General features: G+C 72.0%; 23 protein-coding genes and 1 pseudogene. 6 read left to right on the top strand and 18 right to left on the bottom strand.

Annotation, left to right across the window (positions count from 1 at the left end):
• Positions 1 to 50 precede the first annotated feature (50 nt).
• The 6 genes from purF to AC1DW8_RS22285 are packed head-to-tail and all read right to left on the bottom strand — an operon-like array spanning position 51 to position 4962.
• On the bottom strand, positions 51 to 1613 hold the full coding sequence (gene purF / locus AC1DW8_RS22310; RefSeq protein WP_056771949.1) for an amidophosphoribosyltransferase: 1563 nt from the start codon (positions 1611 to 1613) through the stop codon (positions 51 to 53).
• 42 nt (positions 1614 to 1655) lie between these two features.
• Positions 1656 to 2216 carry an RNA 2',3'-cyclic phosphodiesterase gene (gene thpR, locus AC1DW8_RS22305; RefSeq protein WP_478095911.1) on the bottom strand — a complete coding sequence of 187 codons (561 nt, stop codon included), beginning with the start codon at positions 2214 to 2216 and terminating at the stop codon, positions 1656 to 1658.
• Positions 2213 to 3415 (bottom strand): CaiB/BaiF CoA transferase family protein, encoded by a 1203-nt coding sequence (locus AC1DW8_RS22300; protein WP_478095910.1) that lies wholly within the window; start codon positions 3413 to 3415, stop codon positions 2213 to 2215. Before AC1DW8_RS22300 ends, thpR begins: the two co-directional genes overlap by 4 nt.
• The gene (locus AC1DW8_RS22295; RefSeq protein ID WP_056771955.1) at positions 3412 to 3660 is read right to left on the bottom strand and encodes a hypothetical protein; all 249 of its coding nucleotides are present in this window, start codon (positions 3658 to 3660) and stop codon (positions 3412 to 3414) included. The genes AC1DW8_RS22300 and AC1DW8_RS22295 overlap by 4 nt, the downstream gene beginning before the upstream one ends.
• Complete coding sequence (locus AC1DW8_RS22290; RefSeq protein WP_056771958.1) at positions 3657 to 4037, bottom strand: sterol carrier family protein; 381 nt, start codon at positions 4035 to 4037, stop codon at positions 3657 to 3659. The genes AC1DW8_RS22295 and AC1DW8_RS22290 overlap by 4 nt, the downstream gene beginning before the upstream one ends.
• Before the next feature lie 43 nt (positions 4038 to 4080).
• Positions 4081 to 4962, bottom strand: a complete 882-nt coding sequence (locus tag AC1DW8_RS22285; RefSeq protein WP_056822539.1) for an LLM class flavin-dependent oxidoreductase — start codon at positions 4960 to 4962, stop codon at positions 4081 to 4083.
• An 88-nt stretch (positions 4963 to 5050) separates the two neighbouring features.
• Between AC1DW8_RS22285 and AC1DW8_RS22280 the strand changes: the two genes are divergently transcribed.
• Both AC1DW8_RS22280 and AC1DW8_RS22275 read left to right on the top strand, forming a co-directional pair.
• Positions 5051 to 5476, top strand: coding sequence for a VOC family protein (locus AC1DW8_RS22280; RefSeq protein WP_056771963.1), 426 nt, complete (start codon positions 5051 to 5053; stop codon positions 5474 to 5476).
• A gap of 111 nt (positions 5477 to 5587) precedes the next feature.
• A complete protein-coding gene (locus tag AC1DW8_RS22275) occupies positions 5588 to 6406 on the top strand; it encodes a spermidine synthase (RefSeq protein ID WP_478095909.1) in 819 nt (272 codons plus the stop codon).
• Positions 6407 to 6424: 18 nt separating this feature from the next.
• Here AC1DW8_RS22275 and purL read toward each other — a convergent pair whose 3' ends face one another.
• The 5 genes and pseudogenes from purL to AC1DW8_RS22250 all read right to left on the bottom strand — a co-directional run bounded on the left by purL (position 6425) and on the right by AC1DW8_RS22250 (position 11178).
• On the bottom strand, positions 6425 to 8725 hold the full coding sequence (gene purL / locus AC1DW8_RS22270; protein ID WP_056822541.1) for a phosphoribosylformylglycinamidine synthase subunit PurL: 2301 nt from the start codon (positions 8723 to 8725) through the stop codon (positions 6425 to 6427).
• Positions 8722 to 9417, bottom strand: coding sequence for a phosphoribosylformylglycinamidine synthase subunit PurQ (gene purQ, locus AC1DW8_RS22265; protein WP_056822544.1), 696 nt, complete (start codon positions 9415 to 9417; stop codon positions 8722 to 8724). Before purQ ends, purL begins: the two co-directional genes overlap by 4 nt.
• Positions 9418 to 9506: 89 nt before the next feature.
• Positions 9507 to 9755 (bottom strand): annotated as a pseudogene (gene purS / locus AC1DW8_RS22260) (phosphoribosylformylglycinamidine synthase subunit PurS); the annotation flags it as partial.
• A 94-nt stretch (positions 9756 to 9849) separates the two neighbouring features.
• Positions 9850 to 10479, bottom strand: coding sequence for an LURP-one-related family protein (locus AC1DW8_RS22255; protein ID WP_056822546.1), 630 nt, complete (start codon positions 10477 to 10479; stop codon positions 9850 to 9852).
• Positions 10480 to 10608: 129 nt separating this feature from the next.
• On the bottom strand, positions 10609 to 11178 hold the full coding sequence (locus tag AC1DW8_RS22250; protein ID WP_056822549.1) for a GNAT family N-acetyltransferase: 570 nt from the start codon (positions 11176 to 11178) through the stop codon (positions 10609 to 10611).
• A 120-nt stretch (positions 11179 to 11298) separates the two neighbouring features.
• On the opposite strand from AC1DW8_RS22250, the gene AC1DW8_RS22245 reads away from it, so the two are divergent.
• Entirely contained in the window at positions 11299 to 13059 is a 1761-nt protein-coding gene (locus tag AC1DW8_RS22245) for an HNH endonuclease (protein WP_478095908.1), read from the top strand.
• 3 nt (positions 13060 to 13062) lie between these two features.
• Here AC1DW8_RS22245 and AC1DW8_RS22240 read toward each other — a convergent pair whose 3' ends face one another.
• From AC1DW8_RS22240 to purD, 4 genes are read right to left on the bottom strand one after another with little or no spacing between them, the layout of a single operon-like run.
• Positions 13063 to 13536, bottom strand: coding sequence for a GNAT family N-acetyltransferase (locus AC1DW8_RS22240; protein WP_478095907.1), 474 nt, complete (start codon positions 13534 to 13536; stop codon positions 13063 to 13065).
• Between the two features lie 23 nt (positions 13537 to 13559).
• Positions 13560 to 14465, bottom strand: a complete 906-nt coding sequence (locus tag AC1DW8_RS22235) for a phosphoribosylaminoimidazolesuccinocarboxamide synthase (RefSeq protein ID WP_056771980.1) — start codon at positions 14463 to 14465, stop codon at positions 13560 to 13562.
• 56 nt (positions 14466 to 14521) lie between these two features.
• Entirely contained in the window at positions 14522 to 15157 is a 636-nt protein-coding gene (locus AC1DW8_RS22230) for an RNA polymerase sigma factor (RefSeq protein ID WP_478095906.1), read from the bottom strand.
• A gap of 36 nt (positions 15158 to 15193) precedes the next feature.
• Positions 15194 to 16471, bottom strand: coding sequence for a phosphoribosylamine--glycine ligase (gene purD, locus AC1DW8_RS22225; RefSeq protein ID WP_478095905.1), 1278 nt, complete (start codon positions 16469 to 16471; stop codon positions 15194 to 15196).
• Here purD and AC1DW8_RS22220 point away from each other — a divergent pair.
• Positions 16362 to 16886, top strand: coding sequence for a mycothiol transferase (locus AC1DW8_RS22220; protein WP_478095904.1), 525 nt, complete (start codon positions 16362 to 16364; stop codon positions 16884 to 16886). The genes purD and AC1DW8_RS22220 overlap by 110 nt on opposite strands.
• Before the next feature lie 9 nt (positions 16887 to 16895).
• Here the strand turns inward: AC1DW8_RS22220 and AC1DW8_RS22215 are convergent, their stop codons facing one another.
• Positions 16896 to 17528 carry a GNAT family N-acetyltransferase gene (locus AC1DW8_RS22215; protein WP_056771986.1) on the bottom strand — a complete coding sequence of 211 codons (633 nt, stop codon included), beginning with the start codon at positions 17526 to 17528 and terminating at the stop codon, positions 16896 to 16898.
• 59 nt (positions 17529 to 17587) lie between these two features.
• On the opposite strand from AC1DW8_RS22215, the gene AC1DW8_RS22210 reads away from it, so the two are divergent.
• Both AC1DW8_RS22210 and AC1DW8_RS22205 read left to right on the top strand, forming a co-directional pair.
• Complete coding sequence (locus AC1DW8_RS22210) at positions 17588 to 19906, top strand: HelD family protein (protein WP_478095903.1); 2319 nt, start codon at positions 17588 to 17590, stop codon at positions 19904 to 19906.
• 581 nt (positions 19907 to 20487) lie between these two features.
• The gene (locus AC1DW8_RS22205) at positions 20488 to 22065 is read left to right on the top strand and encodes a M4 family metallopeptidase (protein WP_478095902.1); all 1578 of its coding nucleotides are present in this window, start codon (positions 20488 to 20490) and stop codon (positions 22063 to 22065) included.
• 65 nt (positions 22066 to 22130) lie between these two features.
• Here AC1DW8_RS22205 and lysS read toward each other — a convergent pair whose 3' ends face one another.
• Both lysS and AC1DW8_RS22195 read right to left on the bottom strand, forming a co-directional pair.
• A complete protein-coding gene (lysS, locus tag AC1DW8_RS22200; RefSeq protein ID WP_478095901.1) occupies positions 22131 to 23924 on the bottom strand; it encodes a lysine--tRNA ligase in 1794 nt (597 codons plus the stop codon).
• 59 nt (positions 23925 to 23983) lie between these two features.
• On the bottom strand, positions 23984 to 25294 hold the full coding sequence (locus AC1DW8_RS22195) for an adenylosuccinate synthase (RefSeq protein ID WP_056771996.1): 1311 nt from the start codon (positions 25292 to 25294) through the stop codon (positions 23984 to 23986).
• Positions 25295 to 25427: the final 133 nt, after the last annotated feature.

Raw genomic sequence — 25427 nt, 5'->3', positions numbered from 1 at the left:
CCAGAGGGACGCCCGGTCCGGCGTCCAGCCGACCGCCCGCCGGAGGGCGGTCAGGGGTGCTGGAGGGCGTTCTCGCCGCCGAGGCCGACCCCGAGGGTCACCCCGTCGACGTCCACCGAGCGGTCGTGGCCGGTGCGCACCGTCAGCGGCAGCGTCTCGAGGACGTGCTTGCCGATGCGACCGTCCTCGGGCAGCTCGATGGGGTACTTCCCGGTGAAGCACGCGGAGCAGAGCTCGTCGGCGGGCTGGTTCGTCGCGCCGATCATGCCCTCCTCGGAGATGTAGCCGAGGGAGTCGGCGCCGATCGAGGCCCTGATCTCCTCGACCTTGAGGCCGGTCGCGATGAGCTCGGCCCGCGTCGCGAAGTCGATGCCGTAGAAGCACGGCCACTGCACGGGCGGCGAGCTGATGCGCACGTGCACCTCGGCCGCGCCGGCCTCGCGGAGCATGCGGATCTGCGCCCGCTGGGTGTTGCCGCGCACGATCGAGTCGTCGACGACGACGAGGCGCTTGCCGCGGATCGTGTGCTCGAGCGGGTTGAGCTTGAGCCGGATGCCGAGCTGGCGCAGGGTCTGCGACGGCTGGATGAAGGTGCGGCCGACGTAGGCGTTCTTGACGAAGCCCTGGCCGAACGGGATCCCCGACTCCTGCGAGTAGCCCACGGCCGCAGGCACGCCCGACTCCGGCACACCGATGACGAGGTCGGCGTCGACGGGGTGCTCGCGCGCCAGCACCCGGCCCATCTCGACGCGGGCCTCGTGCACGACCCGGCCGCGGATGACGGCGTCGGGGCGGGCGAGGTAGACGTACTCGAACACGCAGCCCTTGGGCTGGGGCTCGGCGAACGTGTGCGAGCGCAGGCCGTCCTCGTCGATGACGATGAGCTCACCGGGCTCGACCTCGCGGATGACGGCGGCGCCGATCGTCTGCAGGGCCGCGGTCTCGGACGCGACGACCCAGCCCCGCTCGAGGCGGCCGAGCGCGAGGGGACGCACGCCCCACGGGTCGCGGGCGGCATACAACGTCGTCTCGTCCATGAAGACGAAGGAGAACGCGCCCTTGAGCTTGGGCAGCAGCTCGAGGGCGGCCTGCTCGGGGGTGCGGTCCTCGTCGGCCGCGAGCAGCGTCGTGACGAGGGCGGTGTCGGAGGTGTTGCCGCGGGCGAGCTCGCCGGTGATGCGGGTGCCGCCGAAGTGCTCGTCGACGAGGGCCTTGAGCTCGACCGTGTTGATGAGGTTGCCGTTGTGGGCCAGGGCCAGCGTGCTGTGGCCGGTGCCGCCGAGCGTCGGCTGGGCGTTCTCCCACGTCGAGCCGCCGGTCGTGGAGTAGCGCGTGTGGCCGATCGCGATGTGGCCGCGGAGCGAGCTGAGCGCGGTCTCGTCGAAGACCTGCGACACGAGGCCCATGTCCTTGTAGACGAGGATCTTCTCGCCGTCACCGGTCGCGATGCCGGCCGACTCCTGACCGCGGTGCTGCAACGCATAGAGCCCGAAGTACGTCAGCTTCGCGACGTCCTCTCCGGGAGCCCAGACGCCGAAGACCCCGCAGGCGTCCTGCGGGCCTTTCTCGCCGGGGATGAGGTCATGGTTCAAACGACCGTCGCCACGTGCCACAGCGCCAGTGTCGCACACGCCGGTGGGCGACTCGTCCGCGGTTCACGACCGCAGCGGCAGCTCGGCGAGCACCTCGTAGCGCGGCCGCCGCCCCCGCCCCTCACCGAGGTGGGACTCGACGAGCGCGAGGTGGTCGACCCGCCAGGCCGGCCCCTCCCAGGCGTCGAGCGCGCGGATCCAACGGGTCGCCTCGGTGGGGCGGTGGAAGCGGCCGAGCGTCAGGTGCGGGTGGAAGCGCGTCCCGTCGGGCGTCGCCCCCGCCGCCGTCGACGCACGGCGTATGCCGCCCGCCACCGCTCCGAGGTCACCGCGGACCTGCTCCACGCCCGCCCAGAGCACGCGGGCGGCGTACGGGTTCGGGAAGGCGCCGGCCCCCGCGAGCTGCAGGACGAGGGGATCGCGCCGTGCTGCGGAGCGCCCGAGCGCCTCGGTGAGGTCGTCGAGGCGGGCCTCCGGGACGGCGCCGAGGAAGGCGAGGGTGACGTGCCACTGGTGGCGGTCGGTCCAGCGGATCTCCGGACCCGCCTCGCGCCGCGGCTCGACGTGCGCCTCGAGGTCGTCGAGCACGTCGTCGGGAGGGACGACGGCGACGAAGAGCCTCACGGTGTGGAGGCAGCGCCCGAGGCGATGAGGGCGTCGACGTCGTCGATGCCCCACGCGGCGAGGGCGGCGCGGGTGTCGGCGCCGGGTGTGGACGGTGGGGTGCCGAGTGCGGCCGGGGTGCGCGAGAAGCGGGGCGCCGGGGCCGGCTGGACGAGGCCGTGGTGCTCGACGTAGGTGCCGCGCGCGGCGAGGTGCGGGTGGCCGGGTGCCTCGGCGTAGCTGAGGACCGGCTCGACGCACGCGTCGGTACCTTCGAGGGCAGCCGTCCACTCGTCGCGGGTGCGGCTGCGGAAGGTGTCGGCGAGCAGGGCGCGCAGGGCGGGCCACGTGCGCGGGTCGAGGCGGTCGGGCGCGGTGTCGGTGAGACCGGTCAGGCGCAGCAGCTCGACATAGAACGCGGGCTCGAGCGGACCGACAGCGAGCCAGCCACCGTCGCTCGTCTCGTAGACGTCGTAGAAGGGGGCGCCGGTGTCGAGGAGGTTGGTGCCGCGGCGGTCGGACCACAGCCCGGCGCCCACGAGGCTCATGACGAGCGAGGAGAGGTGGGCGGTGCCGTCCACGATCGCGGCGTCGACGACCTGTCCGCGGCCGCTCGTGCGGGCCTCGAGGAGGGCGGCGAGGACGCCGACGACGAGGTAGAGGGCTCCTCCCCCGAAGTCGCCGACGAGGTTGACGGGGACCTGCGGAGGTCCGCCGGCGCGGCCGATGGCGTGCAGCGCGCCGGTGATGGCGACGTAGCCGATGTCGTGCCCGGCGGCGTGGGCGAGCGGGCCGTCCTGCCCCCACCCGGTCATCCGGCCGTAGACGAGGCGTGGGTTGCGACCGAGGCAGTCGGTGGGCCCGAGCCCGAGCCGCTCGGCGACACCGGGCCGGTAGCCCTCGAGGAGCACGTCGGCCTGCTCGACGAGCGCGAGCGTCGTCGCGAGACCGTCGGGATGCTTGAGGTCGAGGGCGACGGAGGGGCGGCCGCGGCGCAGCAGGTCGCCCTCGGGCGACAGCGGGACGGGCAGCGAGCCCTCACCGGGCCTGTCGATTCGGATGACGTCGGCGCCGAGGTCGGCGAGCAGCATCGCCGCGAAGGGCGCGGGGCCGATGCCGGCGAGCTCGACGACGCGGATGGCGGCAAGGGGTCCCGTGCGCGCGGCAGGTGCGCCCTGGGCGTCCGGCACGCCCTCGGCGTGGCCGACCGGCGGGGTCACGACTGGTCGCGACCCGACCGGTCGAGGAGGATGCCGAGGACACCGGCCAGGCCGGTGCCGATGAAGGCGCCGAGGGCGCCGATGTAGAGCGCGCCCGTGGTCGTCGTGTAGCCCTGCACCTCGTCACCCACGATCGAGATGGCGGCACCCACGATGAAACCCAGCACGGCGCCCGTGATGAGGAAGCGCTTGAAGTTGGGGATGCGGGGACGCTCGGGGCGGGTGGTCGGCGAGGGCTGGGTCACGAGTCCAGCCTAAGCGAGGTGAGCGGAAGCAGGCCGTCGAGGTGGGCCCGCTGACCGCTGGCCCGGACCCGCGCCCCGTCGAGGGCCGCCTCCCAGGCCAGGTCACCGACGGCGAGGCGCAGCCACGTCGCCGCGTCGGTCTCGATGACGTTGGGCGGCGTGCCGCGGGTGTGGACCGGGCCCTCGATGCACTGCACCGCGCCGTGCGGGGGGACGCGCACCTCGACGGTGCGGCCGGGGGCGATGGTCGCGAGCTCCTCGAGCGTGTAGCGGACCGCCGTCGCCGTGGTGCGGCGGTCGGCCTCCCAGCCCGCCTCACGGCAGGCAACGAGGGCGGCATGTCCCTCGGCGACGGGCGTACGGCGGCGTGGCGGCATACCTCGCAGGCTATCGGCGTGCGCCGACGGCCGACCGACGCCCTCAGCGCAGGCGGGGGATGACGTCGGCGACGACCTCGTCGAGGACCTCGCGGGTGGTGTGGAAGGGTTCCGTCGTGCGCGGCCAGTGGGTGATGACGTCGGTGAAGCCGAGGGCCGCGGCGCGGCCCACGGCGTCCTCGAACGCGGCAGCGCTCGACAGCGAGAAGGTCGGAGCCGAGTCGAGGTTGAGGTAGCGGCCGAAGCCCGCGGCGTCGCGGCCGGCGACCTCGAGGGCGGCGTCGACCCTCCGGCTGTGACCGGCCACGAGCTCCCACCACTCGTCGTCGGTGTCGGCGGTGCCGCCGTAGGTCATCCAGCCGTCGCCGCGCTCGACCGCCAGGCCGATCGACTTGGGGCCGTTGGCCGCGATGACGAGCGGCACCCGGTTGCCGGTGTCGCCGCCGCGGACCGGCCCGGGGAGGGTGCGCACGTCGCGGGCGGCATAGAAGCGGCCGTCGACGGTGACGTGGTCGTCACGCAGGAGGCGGTCGAGCAGGTCGGTGAACTCGGTGAAACGGGCGACGCGGTCACGGAGCGTGAGGTCCTCGCCCATGATCCGTGAGTCGAGGTCGCCGCCCGTGCCGATGCCGAGGAGGAACCGTCCGCGCGAGATGTCGTCGAGGGCCAGCACCTCGCGCATGAACTGCACCGGGTGGTGGTTGTTGGGCGACGACACGAACGTGCCGAGACCGATGCGCTCGGTGACGGCAGCGGCCGCGGCGAGCGTCGGCACCGCGGCGAACCACGGCGACTCGGGCAGGCCGCCCCACGTCACGTGGTCGAAGGTCCAGGCGTGGTCGAAGCCCATCTGCTCGGCCGCCCGCCACATCGGCTCGGCCTCGGACCAGGGGTGCTCGGGCAGGATCGCCAGACCGAATCGCATCCCCTGACGGTAGTCCAGAACCGTTGTCGCCGACGGTGCCGGGCCGTAGCGTCGGAGAGGACAACCCACGCCCGCCGAAGGAGCAGCCATGTCCAATCTCGTCGTCCACTTCGAGATCCACGGCTCGGACCCCGCGCGCCTCGCCGACTTCTACGAACGGCTGCTCGGCTGGTCGTTCCAGCAGTTCGGCGACATGCCCTACTGGGCCATCGACACCGGCGACGAGGCGGCGAGTCAGGGAGGCGTCGGCCACGGCATCAACGGGGGCCTGACGCAGCGCCAGGGCCCCGCACCCGAGATCGGCGGGGCCGTCAACGGGGCCAACCTCGTCATCGCCGTCGACGACGTCGACGGCCTCTTCGCCCAGGGCCTCGAGCTGGGCGGGTCCGAGGCCCTCGCGCCGGCCGACATGCCAGGCGTCGGGCGCCTGGCCTACCTCCACGACCCCGACGGCAACGTCTTCGGCCTCATCTCCCCGGTCCTGTCCGACGGCACCACCGCGATGGGGTCGTGACGCCACTGCCACCTACGCTGGTCGCGTGACGCCAGCCCGAGGATCCGACCCCGCTGCACCGTCGTGGGCTACCCCACCGACTGCTGCCCGCACTCTCGCCCTGGATCTCACGTGAGCGCGGGATCGACTGCGGCACAGCACGTCTCGCTCGAGTGGGACGAGCGCGGCGGCGTCACGGTCCACATGGACGGCTCGCCGCAGTCGCACGTCCAGCCCGACGACCCGACCCTGCTCGTCTTCGAGTACATCCAGCACCTGGCGCTCGCCATCGACACCATGCCGCCGGGCCCGCTCGGCGTCACGCACGTCGGCGGCGCCGGACTGACGTTGCCGCGTTGGGTCGAGGCGACCCGTCCGGGCTCGCCCCAGATCGTCCTCGAGCCGGACGAGGCCCTGACCGACCTCGTCCGTCGCGCGATCCCCCTGCCCCGGCGCCACCGCATCCGCGTCCGCCCGGTCGACGGCCTGACGGGCGTGCGCGCGCTCAGGTACGACTCCGCCGACGTCGTCGTGACGGACGCCTACGCGGGAGGGCGCGTGCCGGCGGAGCTCGTCGGGACGGCATACGCCCACGAGGTGGCGCGCGTGCTCAAGCCGACGGGCATCGCTCTCTGGAACCTCGCCGACGAGCCCGGGATGCGCTGGGTCGCAAGGGTGGTCGCGACGGTGGCCACGTCGCTGCCGCACATCGCGGTGACCGCGACGCACGAGGTGCTCAAGGGCCGACGGTTCGGCAACTCGGTGCTCGTCGCCAGCGCGTCGCCGTTGCCGGCGGAGGCGCTGAGGCGGGACGTCGCCCGAGCCAATCTGCCGACCGGGCTGCGTGAAGGCGCGGCACTGACGCGGCTGGTCGCGGGCGCAAAACCCTTTGACGACAGGGGAATGCAGAGCCCGCCACCTCCCGAGGCCGGGAGGTGGCGGGCGCGTTGACGAGCTGAAGCCGGGAGCTCAGGAGCCGAAGACCGCCGGGAGCGTGAACTCGTGCGCCGACGTGAGCTCGGCGACCGAGACGGAGAAGTGGCCGACGACCTCGAGGTCGCGCCCACCGGTCACGCCGATGCGCGCGTGCGGCACGTCACCGAGCATCGCCTCGAACTCGGCCGCGTGACCGGCCGGCACCGCGACGAGCGCGCGGGCGCTCGACTCGGAGAAGAGCGCCGTGAAGGCGTCGAGGGGGTTGCCCTCGGCGTCCGCACCGATCGCGTCGAGTCCGTCGACGGTGACACCGACGCCGTGACGCATGCACGCCTCGGCGAGGGCGATGGCGAGACCACCCTCGGAGAGGTCGTGCGCGGCCTCGACGATGCCGGTGCGCGCCGCCTCGACGAGGACCCGACCGAGGGCCTGCTCGGCCGCGAGGTCGACCTTCGGCGGGAGCCCGCCGAGGTGCTTGTGGACGACGTGCGCCCACTCGGACCCGTCGAGCTCGTCACGCGTCGTGCCGAGGAGGTAGACGTGCGCGTCGTCGCTGCGGAAGCCCGAGCCGGAGCGCTTGGAGACGTCGTCCATGACCCCGAGCACGCCGATGACGGGCGTCGGGTGGATCGCGACGTCGCCGGTCTGGTTGTAGAACGACACGTTGCCGCCCGTGACGGGGATGCCGAGGAAGCGGCACCCTTCGGCGATGCCGCGGATGGCCTCACGGAACTGCCACATGACGCCGGGGTCCTCCGGCGAGCCGAAGTTGAGGCAGTCGGTGACGGCGAGCGGGGCGGCGCCGGCGGTCGCGACGTTGCGGTAGGCCTCGGCGAGCGCGAGCTGCGCACCGGCATACGGGTCGAGCTTGGCGAAGCGGCCGTTGCAGTCGGTCGACACGGCGACGCCGCGGCCCGTCTCCTCGTCGACGCGCACGACGCCCGAGTCATCGGGCTGCGCGAGAGCGGTGTTGCCGAGTACGTAGCGGTCGTACTGGTCGGTGATCCACGACTTGTCGCAGAGATTGGGCGAGCCGAGCAGCGTCAGCAGCTGCGCCCGGATCTCCTCGCCCGTCTGCGGCTTGGCCAGCTCGGCCGTGCCCGCGGCGTTGAGACCGTCGAGGTATGCCGGCCGGGCCAGCGGGCGGTTGTACGTCGGGCCCTCGTGGGCGACCGAGCGCGGCGGCACGTCGACGATGACCTCGCCGTGCCAGGTGATGACGAGGTGGTCGCCGTCGGTGACCTCGCCGATGACGGTGGCCTCGACGTCCCACTTCTCGGTGATGGCCATGAACTCGTCGAGGTGCTTCGGCTCGACGACGGCCATCATGCGCTCCTGCGACTCCGACATGAGGATCTCCTGCGGCTGCAGGCTCGCGTCGCGCAGCGGGACGAGGGAGAGCTCGACCTGCATGCCGCCGTCACCGTTGGAGGCGAGCTCGCTGGTGGCACAGGAGAGCCCGGCACCGCCGAGGTCCTGGATGCCGTCGACGACGCCGGCCGCGTAGAGGTCGAGACAGCACTCGATGAGCACCTTCTCGGCGAACGGGTCGCCGACCTGGACGGCGGGGCGCTTGGTCGGGCCGCCCTCGTCGAAGGTCTCGGACGCGAGCACCGAGACGCCGCCGATGCCGTCGCCGCCGGTCTTGGCGCCGAAGAGGATGACCTTGTTGCCGGGACCCGACGCCTTGGCGAGGTGGATGTCCTCGATGCGCATCGCGCCGACGCAGAGGGCGTTGACGAGCGGGTTGCCCTGGTAGCAGTCGTCGAAGACGACCTCGCCGCCGATGTTGGGTAGGCCGATGCAGTTGCCGTAGCCGCCGACGCCTGCGACGACGCCCGGCAGGACGCGCTGGGTGTCGGGGTGGTGCAGGTTGCCGAAGCGGAGTGGGTCCATGACGGCGATGGGGCGCGCACCCATCGACATGATGTCGCGGATGATGCCGCCGACGCCCGTCGCGGCGCCCTGGTAGGGCTCGACGTAGGACGGGTGGTTGTGCGACTCGACCTTGAAGGTGACGGCCCAGCCGTCACCGATGTCGACGACGCCGGCGTTCTCACCGATGCCGACGAGGAGCTTCTCGCGCATCTCGTCGGTGGTGTTCTCGCCCCAGAGGGAGAAGTGGATCTTGCTCGACTTGTAGGAGCAGTGCTCGCTCCACATGACGGAGTACATCGCGAGCTCGGCGATGGTCGGACGGCGCCCGATGATCTCGCGGATGTTGGCGTACTCGTCGACCTTGAGGCCGAGCTCGGCCCACGGCTGCTCGACGTCGGGCGTCGCCGCGGCGTGCTCGACGGTGTCGAGGAGGGGCGCGGTCTGGGTGTCGCTCATGCGGTGGCTGCGCTCTCGAGGGTCTGCTTGATGATCGAGGTGAAGAAGCCGCGACCGTCGAGGCTCGGGCCGTAGCCCTCCTCGACGGCGTGCTCCGGGTGCGGCATCAGGCCGACGACGTTGCCGCGCTCGTTCGTGATGCCGGCGATGTGGCGGTAGGAGCCGTTGGGGTTGCGCCCCTCGGCGTCGGGGACGTAGCGGAAGACGACCCGGCCCTCGCCCTCGAGCGTGTCGAGCGTCTTCTCGTCGGCGACGAACCCGCCCTCGCCGTTCTTGAGGACGATCGTGATCTCCTGGCCGGCCTCGAAGTCGGACGTCCAGTCGGTGGAGGCGTTCTCGACGACCAGCCGCTGGTCGACGCAGTTGAACTTGCGGTGGTCGTTGCGGATCAGCGCGCCGGGGAGCAGGTGGCTCTCGGTGAGCACCTGGAAGCCGTTGCAGATGCCGAGGACGGGCAGGCCGCCCCGGGCCGCGGGCACGAGGGCGTCCATGACCGGCGCGAAGCGTGCGATGGCGCCGCACCGGAGGTAGTCGCCGTAGGAGAAGCCACCGGGCAGGATGACCGCGTCGACGCCCTTGAGGTCTGCGTCGCCGTGCCAGAGTGGGACGGCCTCGCCGCCGCACTCACGGACGGCGCGCGCCGCGTCACGGTCGTCGAGCGAGCCGGGGAACGTGACGACGCCGATCCTCACTGCTCGCCGTCCTCCGCCTCGTCGGGCTCGCCGTCGGCGTCCTCTGCGGGAGCGTCGGCCTCGTCGGCAGCGCTCTCGTCCGCCGCGCTCTCGTCGAGCACGTGCACGGAGACGACGTCCTCGATGACCGGGTTGGACAGCAGGGTCTCGGCGGCCTCACGGGCCGCGGCGAGGTGCTCGTCCGTGACGTCACCGTCGACGGTGAGCACGAAGCGCTTGCCCTGACGGACGTCGGTGAATCCGTTGAACCCGAGCCGCGGCAGTGCGCCACCGACGGCCTGCCCCTGGGGGTCGAGGATCTCGGGCTTGAGCATGACGTCGACGACGATGCTTCCCATCAGTGGTGCTTCTCCCTGCGCTGGATGGGGGATGGAGGCGTCCCGAGGGACGGCCAGAGTCTATCGGGCGCCGTGCAGGCCACCGGACAGCGTCTCAGCGCGACTGCAGGGCGTCGAGCGCGACGGCCATCGCCATGCCGACGCGCCAGTCGATGGGCTTGCCGTCGGCGAGCGCCGGGAGGGTCACGTGGTAGACGTCCTTGACGCCGACCTTCTTCGTCGAGCTGAGCGCGACCGACCCGTCCTGGGCGGCGAAGTCGAAGTGGAAGAGGAAGGGCACGGGGATGTCGCCGACGACGGGGACGATGTCCCAGAGCCTGCGCACGACGGCGACCTTGGCGTTGCGCTCCTTGCCGACGAACTCGCGTCCGTCGGGGAGGCCGAGCGTCCACGTCGAGTTCACGAGCGAGGCCTTGAACTGCTTCTTGAACCAGCCGATCGGCTGGCCCTGGCTGTCGGTGACGTCGTATCCGGAGCTCAGGTCGATGCGCTTGCGGGCCTTGAACCCGAAGAGCGGGTGGGTCTTGGCCGAGTCGGTGTAGAAGGTCACCTGCTCCTTGGCGGCCATCCGCTTCTGCTCGGCGAAGCACAGCAGACCGAGCTCCTTGCCGAACTCGTCCTGACGGACGATCTCGTAACGGTTGACCATCATGGTCAGCTTCTGGCGGAGGAGGTAGCGCTCGGCAGGGGCGTCGGAGGTGGCGTCGGCGACGGGCTCGGTCATGAGCCCAGCGTCCCACAGCGGCACCGCGCGACAGCGTGCGTATGCCGCCGGGCTCGGGAGGTGCCGACGCTCGCCGGGTGCCGGAAACGCATACGACAGCTGCCCTCCGGGCTGGGTGGGACGGACGGCTCAGACGGGCGCGAGCCGGGCGTGGAGGTGCATGTCGTGCCATCCGTCGGGGTGGAGCAGGGCTGACCGGCGGGTGCCCTCGAGATCGAAGCCGTTCCTGACCGCCACACGACACGACGGCTCGTTGAGGACCGAGTGCATGAGCTCGACGCGGTGGAGCCCGAGCTCGAAGAGCCAGTCGGTCATGGCGGTGAGCGCACGTCCGGCCACGCTGCGACCGCGACCCTCGGGCAGCACCCAGTAGCCGACCTCGGCGACACCTTCGTCCAGGTGCAGGACCGGGAGACCGACCCTGCCGACGACGACACCTGCTTCGACGACGGCCCACTCGGCCCCGGTCTCAGCCTGCCAGCGGTGCCACGCCCGCCCGCGGACCCACTCGAGGGCCTCCTCACGCGTCAAGGTGCGACGGTGCCAGCGCTCGATGGCCGGGTCGGCATACGCCCGGACGAGCACCTCGGCGTCGGCCTCGACGAACGGTCGCAGGCTGAGCCCCGCGCCTGCGTCGATGACCGGCTGGGGCTGACCACTGACCGCGCCGGCAGGGACGGCCACAGGAAGCGACGACATGCGCCCATCCTCGCAGGCGGCACCGACAGAGGCACCGAGGCGGGAGAAGCATTGGAGCACAAGTCAATTCGATGTGGACAAGCATTGTCGGTCGCACGATCTCCATCTAGAATGGAACACATGTTCGGACGTGCGACGGATGCAGACGTGTGGAGAGCCGACCCGCTCGGCGACTCCGTCGACACGTCCGCCGCCACGTCCGCCCTGCTGCGAGAGGTGGCAGGCCTCGACGGTCGTGACCTCGACGACGCCGACCTCATCTCGGCCATCGACGCCCTCGAGCGGGCCAAGGCCGCGTGCGCGGCGGCCCAGGCACGGTTGACGACGCGCTTCGTCGAGTCGCAGGCACGCACCGCGACGCGTCTCCGGGCGGAGGCGCAGGCGTGCTCCGACGCCGGCGACTTCGGCGGCTGGGTGGCGGCACGCGACCGGGCGCGCACCCTCGAGCTCGAGCGGGTGCCGTTCGAGACGCCGGGCCGTCGCCCTGGTCCGTCGCGGTCCGATCGCCGGACGACGCTGTCGCGCACCGGGGTGTCGGCGCAGGTCGGCCTCGCGCGTCGGGAGTCACCGTCCCGGGGCGCTCGACTGGCGAACGCGTCGGTCGCCCTCGTGCAGCACCTGCACCACACGCTGGAGGCGCTGGGCGCCGGCGTCCTCAACGAGCGTCGCGCCGAGATCGTCGTGCGCTGCACGAGCCACCTCGACCCCGAGCTCAGGACGAAGGTCGACAGCGAGGTCATCGGGGCGCACCTCGACCTGTCCGACCCCACTGCGCCGGGCGGGGTCGGCTCCTGGGGTGACCGCGAGCTCGAGCGTCGCCTTCGCGCGTGCGCCGACCGCCTCGACGCGGCGGCCGCGGTCGAGCGGTGCCGCATCGCCGAGGGCGAGCGGCGGGTCACGATCCGACCGGTCCCCGACGCCATGGCTCTGGTCACTGCCCTGCTCCCCGTGGCCCAGGCCGTCGCGGTGCATGCCGCCCTGACGCGGGCCGCCCTGTCCGGCAAGGCAGCAGGCGACGAGCGCGGCAAGGGCCAGCTGATGGCCGACGCGCTCGTCGAGCTCGTCACCGGACAGTCCGTGGCCGACGACGTCCCGGTCGAGGTGCAGGTCGTCATCACCGACCGGGCGATGCTCGCCGGAGACGAGACCCCCGCCCACGTGCCCGGCTACGGCCCGGTTCCGGCCGGCTGGGTCCGCGAGCTCCTCACCCGGCATTCCGAGACGGAGACGGACGACCGTGCGGACCCCGCCACGACCGCGCTTCGCGCCGGACAGTCGCGCCCCGGACAGTCGCGCCCCGGACAGGCCGACGCCCCGTCGGGCGTCCCGCCTGACTGCCGCGGCTCCAACGACTCGGAACCACGCCATTCCCCGAACGAGCACACCGCCAAGATCTGGGTGCGTCGACTCTTCACCCACCCGTCCAGCGGGACCCTCGTGGCGATGGACAGCGCCCGGAGACTCTTCCCGGCAGCCCTCCGCCGCTTCGTCGTCGCGCGTGACGGCACGTGCCGCACGCCCTGGTGCGACGCGCCCATCGCGCACGCCGACCACGTCGAGCCGCACGCCGACGGCGGTCCGACGAGCGCGGCCAACGGCCAGGGCCTCTGTGTGCGCTGCAACCTCGTCAAGGAGGAGCCGGGCTGGTTCTCGGAGGTGCTGCACGACGGACTCGGTCCCACCGACGCTCGCCCGCACACCGTGCGCACCACGACGCCGACCGGGCACCGCTACGGCTCGACTGCTCCCCCGCTGCTCCCGATGCCGCCACCTGCCGCTGCACGGCCACGAGCGGACCGGCGGGCGCGCGACGGGCAGGCCGAGGTCATCCGGCTCGACCTCTACCGGCGCGCCGACCTCGCGGTCGAGCTCACCGGTTGACCGTCAGAGCACGAGCTTCATCCTCGGCGCACTCGTCAGGACAAAGCCGAGCCGTTCGTAGAGCCGTCGCCCGTCGGGAGTCGCGCTGAGATCCACGCGGTCCGCATCGATCGATCGGGCCCACTCGACCACGTCGCCGACGAGGAGGGTGCCGATTCCGTGCCCGCGATGCTCCGGCACGGTGATGACGTTGGCGAGCCGCACCGTGCGGCCGCGAGCGCAGTGCGGGTTGGGAACCCCGAGCTCGAGCGTGCCGACCGCCGTCGCGACGACGACGCCGTCCACCTCTACGACCGGGAACCGAGCCGTGGCACCGTCATCGACGACGCGAACGAACCAGTCCCGCGCCGATTGCGCCCAGCCCTCACCCAAACCGCCCTCGTCGCCGCCCTCGTCGCCGTCGCCGTCGTACACGAGCGCCCACAGCGAGAGCAGGCGCGCGAGATCGGACTCGGTGGCCGGACGGAGACGTCCCACCGACGCGCCGGCCCGGTCGCCGGTCAGAAGGTCTCTCCGGTCAGGCGCTCGTAGGCCTCGACGTACTTCGCCCGCGTCTGGTCGACGACGTGCTGGGGCAGCTCGGGCGGAGGCCCACCCGCCTTGCGGTCCCAGCCCGACTCGGGCGAGGTCAGCCAGTCGCGGACGAACTGCTTGTCGTAGGACGGCTGCGGGTGTCCGGGCTCCCACCGCTCCGCCGGCCAGAAGCGCGACGAGTCCGGGGTCAGCACCTCGTCGGCGAGCACGAGCCCGCCCGTACCGTCGGACGACAGGCCGAACTCGACCTTCGTGTCGGCGATGAGGATGCCGCGCTCGGCGGCGATCTCGTTGCCCCGCGCGAGGATCGCGCGCGTCAGGCGCGACACCTCGGCCGCGACCTCGGCACCGAGCTCCGCCTCGACCTCGTCGGGCGCCATCGGCAGGTCGTGCTCTCCCACGGGCGCCTTGGTCGTGGGCGTGAAGACCGGGTCGGGCAGCCGCGAGCCGTCGACGAGCCCGTCGGGCAGCACGACACCGGAGACGGATCCCTTCTCGCGGTACTCCTCGAGCCCCCCGCCGGTCAGGTAGGCCCGCGCGATGGCCTCCACCTTGAGCATGTCGAGCCGGCGCACGAGCACCGCACGTCCTGCGACGGCGTCGGGGACCTCGGTCGAGATGACATGGTTGGGCACGAGGTCGGCGAGCTGGTCGAACCACCACAGCGACAGCCGGGTCAGCACGGCGCCCTTGTCGGGGATCTCCGGGGACATCATCCAGTCGTAGGCCGAGAGCCGGTTCGAGGCGACGAGCAGCAGCTGGTCCTCGACCACCTGGCCGTCGTCACCGACCGGCGCGTAGAGGTCACGCACCTTGCCGGAGTAGATGTGCTCGTAGCCAGGCAGGTCGATCGGTAGGTCGGTCACGCGCACAGCCTGCCACCTGCCCAACTGATCGGGCAGGGTGCGCTCGGGGGGAACGGGCAGGTTCACGACAGTGCCTCCTTGAGGGCATCGATCTCGATCACGGTGGACAGGCTCTGACGGGCCCGGTGGAGACGGGACTTCACGGTCCCCTCGGAGACACCGAGCGCGCCGGCCGCCTCGGCGATGGAGCAGTGCGACCAGACGACCAGCTCGATCGCCTCGCGCTGGACCTGCGGGATGAGCCTCAGGGCTCGGCGCACCTCGCTCATCTGCAGCTCGTCGTCGACCCGCTCCGCCGTCGATCCGGCGTGGTCGGGCGAGACGGCACCACCGGAGTCGCCCTCGATGCGCCCGTGCAGCAGTCGCTGCCGCCGCGCCGTACGTGCGGCGTTGGCGCACTCCTGCCCCGCCATGACGAGCAGCACGGCCCGCGCCGTCTCGGACCGCAGCGCGTCCACGGTGCCGGCACGAGCCCGTCGCCAGACGGCGGTGAAGGTCGCCTGCACCACGTCCTCGGCGGCCGCCCAGGACGCCGTGCGCCGGAACGCGAAGTTGTAGACGGCGTCGCAGTGTCGCCGGTACAGCTCGGTCAGCGCCGCATCGTCGGCTCCCGCCAGCCGCGACCACAGCACGCGGTCGTCCGCCGCCATGGCGGCAGCGGACCTCGGCTCTCCTCGGCTCGTGGTCGTGGTGCTCATGCCCAGGAGAGTCCGGCTCGGCCGGAACGGTTCGCCTCAGCCGACCGTGATCTCGCCGCGCTCGGCGCGGAGCGCGATGTCGGAGCGGTGGTGCGACCCCTCGAGCTCGATGACCGCGACGGCGTCGTATGCCGCCTGGCGCGCCTTCGACAGGGACGGCGCCACCGCGACGACGTCGAGCACACGCCCGCCTGCCGAGACGAGCGCACCCGACCCGTCGAGCGCCGTGCCTGCGTGGAGGACGACGGTGCCGGGCACCTCGGCCGCGGCGTCGAGCCCGGTGATGAGGTCGCCGGTGCGGGGTGACGCGGGGTAGTCCGAGGCTGCGATGACGACGACGACCGCGTGGTCCGACGACCAGCGCAGCCGGCCGAACTCGCCGAGCCCACCCGTGGCCGCGGCGAGGAGCAGCTGCGCGAAGGGCGTCTCGAGGCGGGCGAGCGAGGCCTGCCCGTCGGGATCGCCGAAGCGCGCGTTGAACTCGATGACCCGCGGTCCCCGCGACGTCAGGGCCAGGCCGACGTAGAGCACCCCGACGAAGGGCGTGCCACGGCGGCGCATCTCGTCGATGGTCGGCTGGGCCACGCGCCGCACGATGTCGTCGGCGAGACCGTCGGGCGCCCAGTCGAGGGGCGAGTAGGCGCCCATGCCACCGGTGTTGGGTCCGGCGTCGTCGTCGCCGACGCGCTTGAAGTCCTGGGCAGGCGCGAGCGCGACGACGGTCTCGCCGTCGCTGATGCAGAAGACCGACACCTCGGGCCCGTCGAGGAACTCCTCGACGACGAGCCGACCGTCGGGCTTGGCGAGGCAGGCTCGCGCGTGCTCGACGGCCACCTCACGCGAGTCGGTGACGACGACGCCCTTGCCGGCGGCGAGACCGTCGTCCTTGACGACGTGCGGTGCGCCGAGCGCGTCGAGGGCGGCCTCGACCTCGTCCATCGTCGTGCAGACGTGGGCCAGGGCGGTCGGCACGTCGGCCGCGGCCATGACCTCCTTGGCGAAGGACTTGCTGCCCTCGAGACGGGCAGCCTCCGCAGAGGGCCCGAAGACGGCGAACCCGGCCGCACGGCATACGTCGGCGACGCCCGCGACGAGCGGGGCCTCGGGTCCCACGACGACGAGGTCGACGTCGTGCTCACGGGCCAGCGCGGCTACGGCAGGGCCGTCGAGGATGTCGACGGGGACGCACAGCGCGGTCGCGTCGATGCCCGGGTTCCCCGGCGCGGCGATGACCGCGTCGACCTCGGGGTCGGCAGCGACAGCCTTGACGAGAGCGTGTTCACGGGCGCCGGAGCCGAGGACGAGAACCTTCACGGCGCCCACCCTATTGGCTCACCGGGCCGGCCCTGCCACGCTGTCTCGATGCCCGACACCCATCCGGCACCGGACCTCCTCGGACTCGTCAAGCACCTCGCCTACGTCGAGTTCGGATACCGACCTCTACCGCGCGGCCTGGCGGCACGGCGAGGGCATCATCGCCCTCGGTCTCGACACGATGGGTCGCGTGCCGCACTGGCCGGAGGAGCGCGCCCATGTCGACGTCCGCTTCGTGCTCGGTCACCTCGTCGCCGAGACCGCACGGCACGCGGGGCACGCCGACATCCTGCGTGAGCAGCTCGACGGGGCGGTCGGACGCTTCCGCGACCGCGACAACATGCCCGGGGTCGACGCCGCCTGGTGGGCCGCCTACCTCACGCGCGTCCAGGCCGCCGCAGACGCGCACCGCTGAGGCCGCCCCTCAGCCGAGCCGCTCGAGCAGTCCGGCCCGCACCCGGGGCCACTCGTCGACGAGGATCGAGTGGACCGCCGAGTCGCGCCACGAGCCGTCGGCCCGCCTCACGTCGCGCCGCGTGATCCCCTCGAACGTCGCGCCGAGCTTGAGAATGGCGGCCCGCGAGCGCGCGTTGACGACGTCGGTCTGGATCTTGACCCGCCCGAAGCCGCACGTCTCGAACGCGTGCGCGAGCAGCAGGAACTTCGCCTCCGGGTTGACCTGCGTGCCCCACCAGCGCGAGCCGTACATCGTCCAGCCGAGGTGCACGTGCTCGCGGTCGGTGTCGACGTCGCCGAGCGAGCTCGACCCGACGACGGTGCCCGCCGGGCCGAGGTCGCCGTCGGCGACGAGCCTGATCGTGTATGCCGTCCGGCCCGTCCCGTGGGCACCGCGCGCCGCGACGGCGGCCGCCACGAGGGCCTCGGTCTCAGCCACCGACGTGTGCGGTCGCATCATCACGAAGCCCTGCTCGTAGCACCGCGGGTCGGAGTAGACGGCGAACAGTCCGGGGGCGTCGTCGGGGGTCGTGACGTCGAGGCGGACGAAGCGGCCGACGAGCGGCGCGCCGGTGGGCGGGACACAGACCTCGATGGGCATGAACTGACAGTAGACTTGATGGTTCCCGCGCCACCCGGCGCGTCCCTCAGAGTCCTTGGATGTCAGTGAGCACTTCGAACGCATCGTCCCAGCGGACCAGCGCGCCCGGATCGCGGGGCGCCTCGCCGGTGTCGACCAAGAGCATCCCCGACGAGCTCGCGCGCGAGATCGCGGTCGAGCAGGCCCACGTCGACCGCGTCCACGAGGAGCTGGAGAAGGCCGGCGTGCGCGCCGACAGCGTCCAGGCCGAGGGCCTGGCTCGCAGCCACTTCGGCCGTCAGGTCGAGGTCGGCGACGCCGAGGGCGCGGCCCTCTTCGAGCGCGACGCGCTGATGTTCCACGCCGCCAAGCGACGCACCGCCCTCGACACGCAGTACGAAGGCCTCGTCTTCGGGCGCCTCGACATCGACCACGCGATGCTTCGTGCCGCGGCGGTCGAGTCCAACGGCAACGGCCACCGCCCCGCCGACGGCAGCTCGGGCGGGGACCGCGAGATCCGATACATCGGCCGCCTCGGCGTCCGCGACGACGACTACGAGCCGCTCGTCATCGACTGGCGCGCCCCGGCCGCCTCTGCCTTCTACCGCGCGACCCCGACGCAGCCGATGGGCGTCCTGCGCCGCCGCGTCCTACGCAGCCGCGGCACCGTCGTCATCGGCATCGAGGACGACCTCATGGTCCCCGAGGCTCCCGACGACCTCGTCATCGTCGGTGACGGTGCACTCATGGCCGCCCTGACCCGCAGCCGCGGCGAGCGGATGCGCGACATCGTCGCCACGATCCAGGCCCACCAGGACGAGGCGATCCGGGCCAGCGCCCGCGGCATCACCGAGATCACGGGTGGCCCGGGCACCGGCAAGACCGTCGTCGCGCTGCACCGCGCGGCCTACCTGCTCTACTCCGACCGCCGCCGCTTCGAGTCCGGCGGCATCCTCGTCGTCGGCCCGTCCGGCGCTTACACCGCCTACATCGAGCGTGTGCTCCCCTCGCTCGGCGAGGACAGCGTCATCCTGCGCGCCCTCGGCGACGTCCTCGACGTCGTGCACACCGAGCGGTTCGACCCGCCGGCCGTCGCGCGCACCAAGGGATCGACCCGCATCCGGCCCCTGCTCGGCGCCGCCGCCCGTGGCCGCGTGCCGGGCACGCCGACCGAGTTCCGCGCCATGGTCGCGGGCCGCCCGGTCCGCCTCGAGATGCGCGAGCTCGACCGCGTGCGCGCCCAGGTGCTGCGCCAGCACCAGCGCAACACGGGCACGGCCGCCGCCCAGGACGCCCTCGGCGAGGCCGCCTGGACCTCCCTCGGCATCACGGGCGACCGGGAGGCCAAGGAGGAGTTCCTCGACAAGTGGGAGGACCACCTCGACGTCGAGGCGTTCATGCAGGTCTGGTGGCCGCAGGTCGACCCCCGCGAGGTTCTCCTGTGGCTCGGCGACCCCGAGCTCGTGCGCCGGCACGCCCGCGGCACCCTGCGCGACGACGAGATCGAGCCCCTGGCAGCCTCGTTCCGGCTCGCGCTCGAGACCGGCACGTGGTCGGTGGCCGACGTCGCGCTCGTCGACGACATCGCCGCCCGCGTCGGTCCCGTGCAGGAGGCTCCCAAGGAGGAGCGCGGCTTCTACGAGATCGAGGAGCTCGACGACCTCAGCCAGTACGGCGTCACCGAGGTGCAGCCCGTCGTCAGCGCGGCGCGCGACGCCGGTGCCCCGCGTGTGCTCACCGACCCGCGCGACAAGCTCCTCGCCGGGCGCATCGGCAAGCCCGACGAGTACGCCCACGTCCTCGTCGACGAGGCCCAGGACCTCTCGCCCATGCAGTGGCGGATGATCGGCCGTCGCGGTCGGTATGCGTCGTGGACCGTCGTCGGCGACGCCGCCCAGGCGTCGTGGCCCGACGCCGCCGAGGCCGCCGCCGCGCGCGAGGAGGCCTTCGGGTCGCAGGCGCGCCAGCAGTTCCACATGGACACCAACTACCGCAACGCGCGCGAGATCTTCGACTACGCCGCCGAGGTCGTGCGCCGCGAGGTGCCGGACGCAGACATCCCCCAGGCCGTCCGCGAGACGGGCATCGACCCCGTGGAGGGCGTCCTCGGACCGGACGCCCTGGCCTCGGTCCGTGCCGCCGTCGAGTCGCTGCTCGAGCAGGTCGAAGGGGCCATCGCCGTCATCACCCCGGCCGTGCACGCCACCCTTCTCGAGCCGGTGGCCCAGCTCGGTGAGGGACGCGTCCAGGTCATCGACCCGATGTCGACGAAGGGCCTCGAGTACGACGCCACCGTCGTCGTCGACCCCGACGAGATCACCCGCGAGTCGCCCGGCGGGATCCGGGTGCTCTACGTCGCCCTGACCCGTGCGGCGCACCGGATGACGATCCTGGCCTGACCCGCGCGGAGCGGTGGCGGTCCTCGCCCTCCGGCCTCCCGGACGAACCGACGTGATCGGTTCGTCCTGATGTCGGGGCCGTTCGGCGCAGACTTCGCCGTCTCGACGGTGCCCTGTCGTCCAATGTGGACCGGCAGCCTCGCCCGGGCGCAGGAAGGCTCGTTCCGGCCAGTTTTCTTTAGGTAAAGACTTGTTCAAGGATTCTGCGAACCGTCGACTGTGCCTCCACCCGGGGGGATGATTGCTTCAACGTCAAGGCGCGCGAACCTACCCTCCCCGCCGCCTCCTCCCCCCTGAGGCCCTTGGCGTTCGGCGAAGTCCCGCCCCCAATGTGGACGACGCACCGGGCGAGGGACGAGATGCAACCCCCCTGCATCTCGCCCCTCGCCCGCTTCCATGCCCGGGCCGTCCCACCCGCTTCCTGAGAGAAGTCTGGGAACAGCCATCGGTCCGGTTCATTTCTTGTTCAAGCACCGGCAAACATTGACCCTGCCCTCTGGCGTCGCGCCCTCAAACCGACAAATGTGGCGGAACGGTCATCCGACCGCCCTCGGGGGCACCTCGGTAGCCAGGAGTACGCCTTGAAGAAGAGCTTCATCACGACGTCGGTCGCCACCGCAGCGATCGCCGCCACCGCCCTTGCGACGATCGCCACGAGCGGCGCGCAGGCAGCCACCCGGTCCGCCTCGGGAGCCGGCCTCGACCGGGCCGTCGCCGCGGCCAGGGCCCACGGTTCGGCCTTCGGCCTCGACCGGGACCAGGGCCTCACGTCCCGCAGCGTGGCCACCGACAAGGACGGCACCACGCACGTCCGCTTCGACCGCACGTTCAAGGGCCTGCCCGTCGTCGGTGGCGACCTCGTCGTCCACACCGACGAGGCGGGCGCCTGGAAGGGGGTCAACGCCGCGTCCACGTCGGTCCGGGTCGCGTCCACGACCCCCACCGTCGCCCCGGCCACGGCGGCCGCCACGGCTGCTCGCACCGTCGACTACACCGTCAGCGCATCGAAGCCGACCCTCGCCGTCTACGCGATGAGCGGCCCCGCCCGCCTCGTGTGGAAGACCCAGGTCGACGGTGTCGGCGCCCACGGTGAGCCGGCCGGCACGGACGTCTTCGTCGACGCGCGCTCCGGCGCCGTCGTCGACCACTGGGCGACGGAGGTCAACGACGCCGGCACGGGCAACAGCCTCTACCTCGGCACCGTGACACTCCAGACCACCGCGTCGGGCGGCCAGTGGCAGATGATCGACTCGACCCGCGGCGGGGCCCGCACCGAGGACGGCAACAACGGGTCGACGACCTCGACGACGGGCACCCTCTTCACCGACGCCGACAACGTCTGGGGCACCGCCGGCTCCACCACGAACCGGCAGACCGCCGCCGTCGACGCGGACTTCGGCGTCGGCGCGACGTGGGACTTCTACAAGAACACGTTCGGCCGCAACGGCATCAAGAACGACGGCAAGGGCGCCCGCAGCCTCGTCCACGTCGGCACGAACTGGGTCAACGCATCGTGGAGCGACACGTGCTTCTGCATGCGCTACGGCGACGGTGACGGCGCCAGCTACGGCCCGCTCGTCTCGCTCGACGTGGCCGGCCACGAGATGACGCACGGCGTCACCTCGGCGACGGCGGGGCTGACCTACGCTCGCGAGTCCGGCGGCCTCAACGAGTCGACCTCGGACGTCATGGGCACCATGGTCGAGTTCACCGCGAACACGAGCGGCGACCCGGGCGACTACCTCATCGGTGAGCGCTTCGCGAAGAACGGCGCGGGCCCGCTGCGCTACATGGACAAGCCGAGCAAGGACGGCGCGTCCGCGGACTGCTGGAGCAAGCGGGTCGGCACCCTCGACGTGCACTACTCGTCGGGCGTCGGCAACCACCTGTTCTACCTGCTCTCCGAGGGCAGCGGCGCCAAGACGATCAACGGCGTCAGCTACAACAGCCCGACCTGCAACGGCGGCGCGGTGACCGGCATCGGTCACGACGCAGCGGCTGCGATCTGGTACCGCGCCCTGACGACGTACTGGACCTCGTCGACGAACTACGCCGGTGCCCGCGCCGGCATGCTCTCGGCCGCCACCGACCTCTACGGCGCCGGCAGCGCCCAGTACGCCGCCACCGCCACCGCCTGGTCGGCCGTCGGCGTCAACTGACGCGCACGCCTCTCTGAGTCGAAAGAGCAGCTCGCCCAGCTCGGGCGAGCTGCTCTTTCGCTGCCTCAGTGGCCGACGAGGCTGCGGACCCGGTCGGCGCCCACGGCCAGCAGCAGCGTCGGCAGGCGGGGGCCGGTGTCCTTCGACACGAGCAGCCGGTAGACGAGCACGAAGAAGGCGCGCTGGGCGGCCGACAGCTCGGGGTCCTTGACCTTGGCCTCCGGGTCGATGCCGCGCTGGATCTTCGGCACGCCGTAGACGAGGTGGGTCAGGCCGTCGAGCGACCAGTGCCCGTCCAGCCCCTCGGCGAGCAGGCGCAGCGACTCCTGCTGCTGCTCGTCGAGGCTGCCGAGCAGCTCGGCGTCCGGCTCGGTGCGCACGATGGTGCGGTCCTCGGCGGGCACGTAGCCGAGCATCCAGCGCTCGGCGCAGTCGAGCCGGGGCCGCAGGTCGTCGGTGGAGGCCACGGGGTTGTCGGGCTCGAGCTCGCTGAGGATGCGGACGGCCTGCTCCTCGTCACCCTGCGTCACGTCGATGACCGACGCGATGGTGCGGAAGGACATCGGTCGCGGCGTCGAGGGCAGCGGACCCGCGGCCGTCGACGTGGCGCGCAGGTGCGCGGCGAGGTCGCCTGCCTGGGCCGAGCCGTCGGCGACCTTGCGGCCCAAGGCATCCCACTCGTCGTAGAGGCGCTGGAGCTCCGGACCGAAGGCGACGTCGAAGCTCTGGTTGGGCCGGCGCCGAGCGTAGAGCCAGCGCAGCACGGGCGCCTCCATGACCTCGAGCGCGTCGGTGGGGATCGGCACGCCGCCCTTGCTCGAGCTCATCTTGGCCATCCCGGCGATGCCGACGAAGGCGTACATCGGCCCGACGGGCCGCTCCCAGCCGAAGATCGGCGCGAGGTCCTTGCCGACGACGAAGCTGCTGCCCGGGCTCTGGTGGTCGACCCCCGACGGCTCGAACATCACGTGCTCGTGCCCCCAGCGCATCGGCCAGTCGACCTTCCACACGAGCTTGCCGTTCGTGAAGGTGTCGAGGTCGACGGTCTCGGTGTGCCCGCACTTCGTGCAGTCGTAGGTCAGCTCGTGGCTGTCGTCGTCGTAGGCCGTGACGGTCGTGAAGTCGGTGCCGCACGAGGAGCAGAAGGGCTTGAACGGGTAGTAGCCGGCCTTGCCCTCGCTGCCGTCGTCCTCGGACGCCGCGCCGGAGCCGCGCTCGGCCTCGGTCGCCGCGGCGGCCTGCTCCTCGGTGAGCTTCGCCGCCTTGCTGCCGCCACCACCGCCGCCGCCCTTGCCCTTGCCCTTGCCACTGGACTTCTGGCGCGCCGCCTCGACGGCCTCGAGCGTGCGGTACTGGTCGAGCACCTTGTCGATGGCGAAGCGCTCACGCATCGCGAGCAGCACCTGGTCGCGGTAGACGCCCGCGCGGTACTGCTCGGTCTGGCTGATCTGGCGCACCTCGATGCCCGTGGCCACCATGGCCTCGAGGAGCGGCGCCTTGAAGTGGTCGGCCCAGCTCGCGTGCGCCGAGCCGGCGGGCGGCGGCACCGAGGTCAGCGGCATACCGATGTACAGCTCCCACGAGTCGTCCACTCCCGCAAGGTTCTTCGGCACGCGGCGAAAGCGGTCGAAGTCGTCCCAGCTGAGGATGTGCTCGCAGTCGATCCCCCGCCGCTTGATCTCGTCGGCGACGAGGTGCGGCGTGATGAGCTCGCGGAAGTTGCCGAGGTGGATCGGTCCGGACGGGCTGATGCCCGACGCGCAGATGATCGTCTCGCCGGGGTGGCGCTCCTGCGCCTCGGCGATCACGTCGTCGGCCAGACGCGTGACCCAGTCGAGCGGGGTGACCTCTTCAGTCATGGGTTTCCTTCAGTTACAGAGGCTTTCGTATGCCGTGTGCGTGCGACCGCGCGACCGCGTCAGTTCGCGACGGCCGGCTTGAGCGGGAAGCGCTCGATGATCTCGTCGCGGCCCGGGCCGACACCGATCGCCGAGACGCGGGCGCCGATGAGCTCCTCGACACGCAGCACGTAGGCCTGGGCGTTGGCGGGCAGGTCCTCGAAGCTGCGGCAGCCGGTGATGTCCTCCCACCAGCCGTCGAGCTCCTCGTAGACCGGCGTCGCGTGGTGGAAGTCGGTCTGGTTGACCGGCATCTCGTCGTGGCGCACGCCGCCGACGTCGTAGGCGACGCAGACCGGGACCTTCTCGAGGCCGGTGAGGACGTCGAGCTTGGTGATGACGAAGTCGGTGACGCCGTTGATGCGGGTCGCGTAGCGGCCGACCACGGTGTCCATCCAGCCGCAGCGGCGCGGGCGTCCGGTCGTCGTGCCGTACTCGGCGCCCGTCTTGCGGAGGAACTCGCCGCTGTCGTCGTGCAGCTCGGTCGGGAAGGGACCCTCGCCAACGCGGGTCGTGTAGGCCTTGAGGATCGCGATGACCGAGTCGATCCGGGTCGGAGGCACGCCGGAGCCGGTGCACGCGCCGGCCGACACGGCGTTGCTCGACGTGACGTAGGGGTAGGTGCCGTGGTCGACGTCGAGCAGGGTCGCCTGCCCCGCCTCGAAGAGCACCGTGTCGCCGCGGTCGAGCGCCTGGGTCAGCACGAGGCTCGTGTCGGCGACCATGGGAGCGAGGCGGGCGGCATACGACAGCAGCTCCTCGACGACGTCGTCGACGGCGGAGGCGCGGGTGTTGTAGATCTTCGCGAGCACCTGGTTCTTCAGCTCGAGGGCGGCCTCGACCTTCTGGCGCAGGATGCCCTCGTCGTAGAGGTCCTGGATGCGGATGCCGACGCGGTTCATCTTGTCGGCGTAGGTCGGGCCGATGCCGCGGCCGGTGGTGCCGATGCGGCGCTTGCCGAGGAAGCGCTCGGTCACCTTGTCGATGGTGCGGTTGTAGCTCGGGATGACGTGCGCGTTGGCGCTGACGAGCAGCTTGCTCGTGTCGACGCCGCGCGCCTCGAGACCGTCGAGCTCCTCGAAGAGGACGCCGAGGTCGATGACGACGCCGTTGCCGATGACCGGCACGCAGTTGGGGCTGAGGATGCCGGAGGGCAGCAGGTGCAGCGCGTACTTCTCGCGCTTGCCGTCCTTCTCGATGACGACGGTGTGGCCGGCGTTGTTGCCGCCGTTGAACTTGACGACGTAGTCGACGCTGCTGCCCAGCAGGTCGGTCGCCTTGCCCTTGCCCTCGTCACCCCACTGCGCTCCGACGAGCACGATTGCCGGCATCGGTCTGCCTTCCGGTTGTGGTCCAAGCCAACCGCAAGGTTATCGGTTCGAGACCCGTGCCCCGGACGCGGCTTCTCCGCCCCGGCCGAGTTGGGGTGGCGGATCGGGCCACCCGACCCCGATTCCTCCGCCC

The sequence above is a fragment of the Terrabacter sp. P2_E3 genome (genome assembly GCF_056403915.1).
This window is presented reverse-complemented; position numbering and strand designations above follow the sequence as displayed.

Bases quoted from the DNA above. Each gene is read 5' to 3' on its own strand.
- AC1DW8_RS22290 (WP_056771958.1), bottom strand. From the start codon at position 4,037: ATGCCGCCACGCCGCCGTACGCCCGTCGCCGAGGGACATGCCGCCCTC.
- AC1DW8_RS22285 (WP_056822539.1), bottom strand. From the start codon at position 4,962: ATGCGATTCGGTCTGGCGATCCTGCCCGAGCACCCCTGGTCCGAGGCC.
- AC1DW8_RS22280 (WP_056771963.1), top strand. From the start codon at position 5,051: ATGTCCAATCTCGTCGTCCACTTCGAGATCCACGGCTCGGACCCCGCG.
- purL (WP_056822541.1), bottom strand. From the start codon at position 8,725: ATGAGCGACACCCAGACCGCGCCCCTCCTCGACACCGTCGAGCACGCC.
- AC1DW8_RS22255 (WP_056822546.1), bottom strand. From the start codon at position 10,479: ATGACCGAGCCCGTCGCCGACGCCACCTCCGACGCCCCTGCCGAGCGC.
- AC1DW8_RS22250 (WP_056822549.1), bottom strand. From the start codon at position 11,178: ATGTCGTCGCTTCCTGTGGCCGTCCCTGCCGGCGCGGTCAGTGGTCAG.
- AC1DW8_RS22245 (WP_478095908.1), top strand. From the start codon at position 11,299: ATGTTCGGACGTGCGACGGATGCAGACGTGTGGAGAGCCGACCCGCTC.
- AC1DW8_RS22230 (WP_478095906.1), bottom strand. From the start codon at position 15,157: ATGAGCACCACGACCACGAGCCGAGGAGAGCCGAGGTCCGCTGCCGCC.
- AC1DW8_RS22220 (WP_478095904.1), top strand. From the start codon at position 16,362: ATGCCCGGGTTCCCCGGCGCGGCGATGACCGCGTCGACCTCGGGGTCG.
- AC1DW8_RS22215 (WP_056771986.1), bottom strand. From the start codon at position 17,528: ATGCCCATCGAGGTCTGTGTCCCGCCCACCGGCGCGCCGCTCGTCGGC.
- AC1DW8_RS22210 (WP_478095903.1), top strand. From the start codon at position 17,588: ATGTCAGTGAGCACTTCGAACGCATCGTCCCAGCGGACCAGCGCGCCC.
- lysS (WP_478095901.1), bottom strand. From the start codon at position 23,924: ATGACTGAAGAGGTCACCCCGCTCGACTGGGTCACGCGTCTGGCCGAC.
- AC1DW8_RS22195 (WP_056771996.1), bottom strand. From the start codon at position 25,294: ATGCCGGCAATCGTGCTCGTCGGAGCGCAGTGGGGTGACGAGGGCAAG.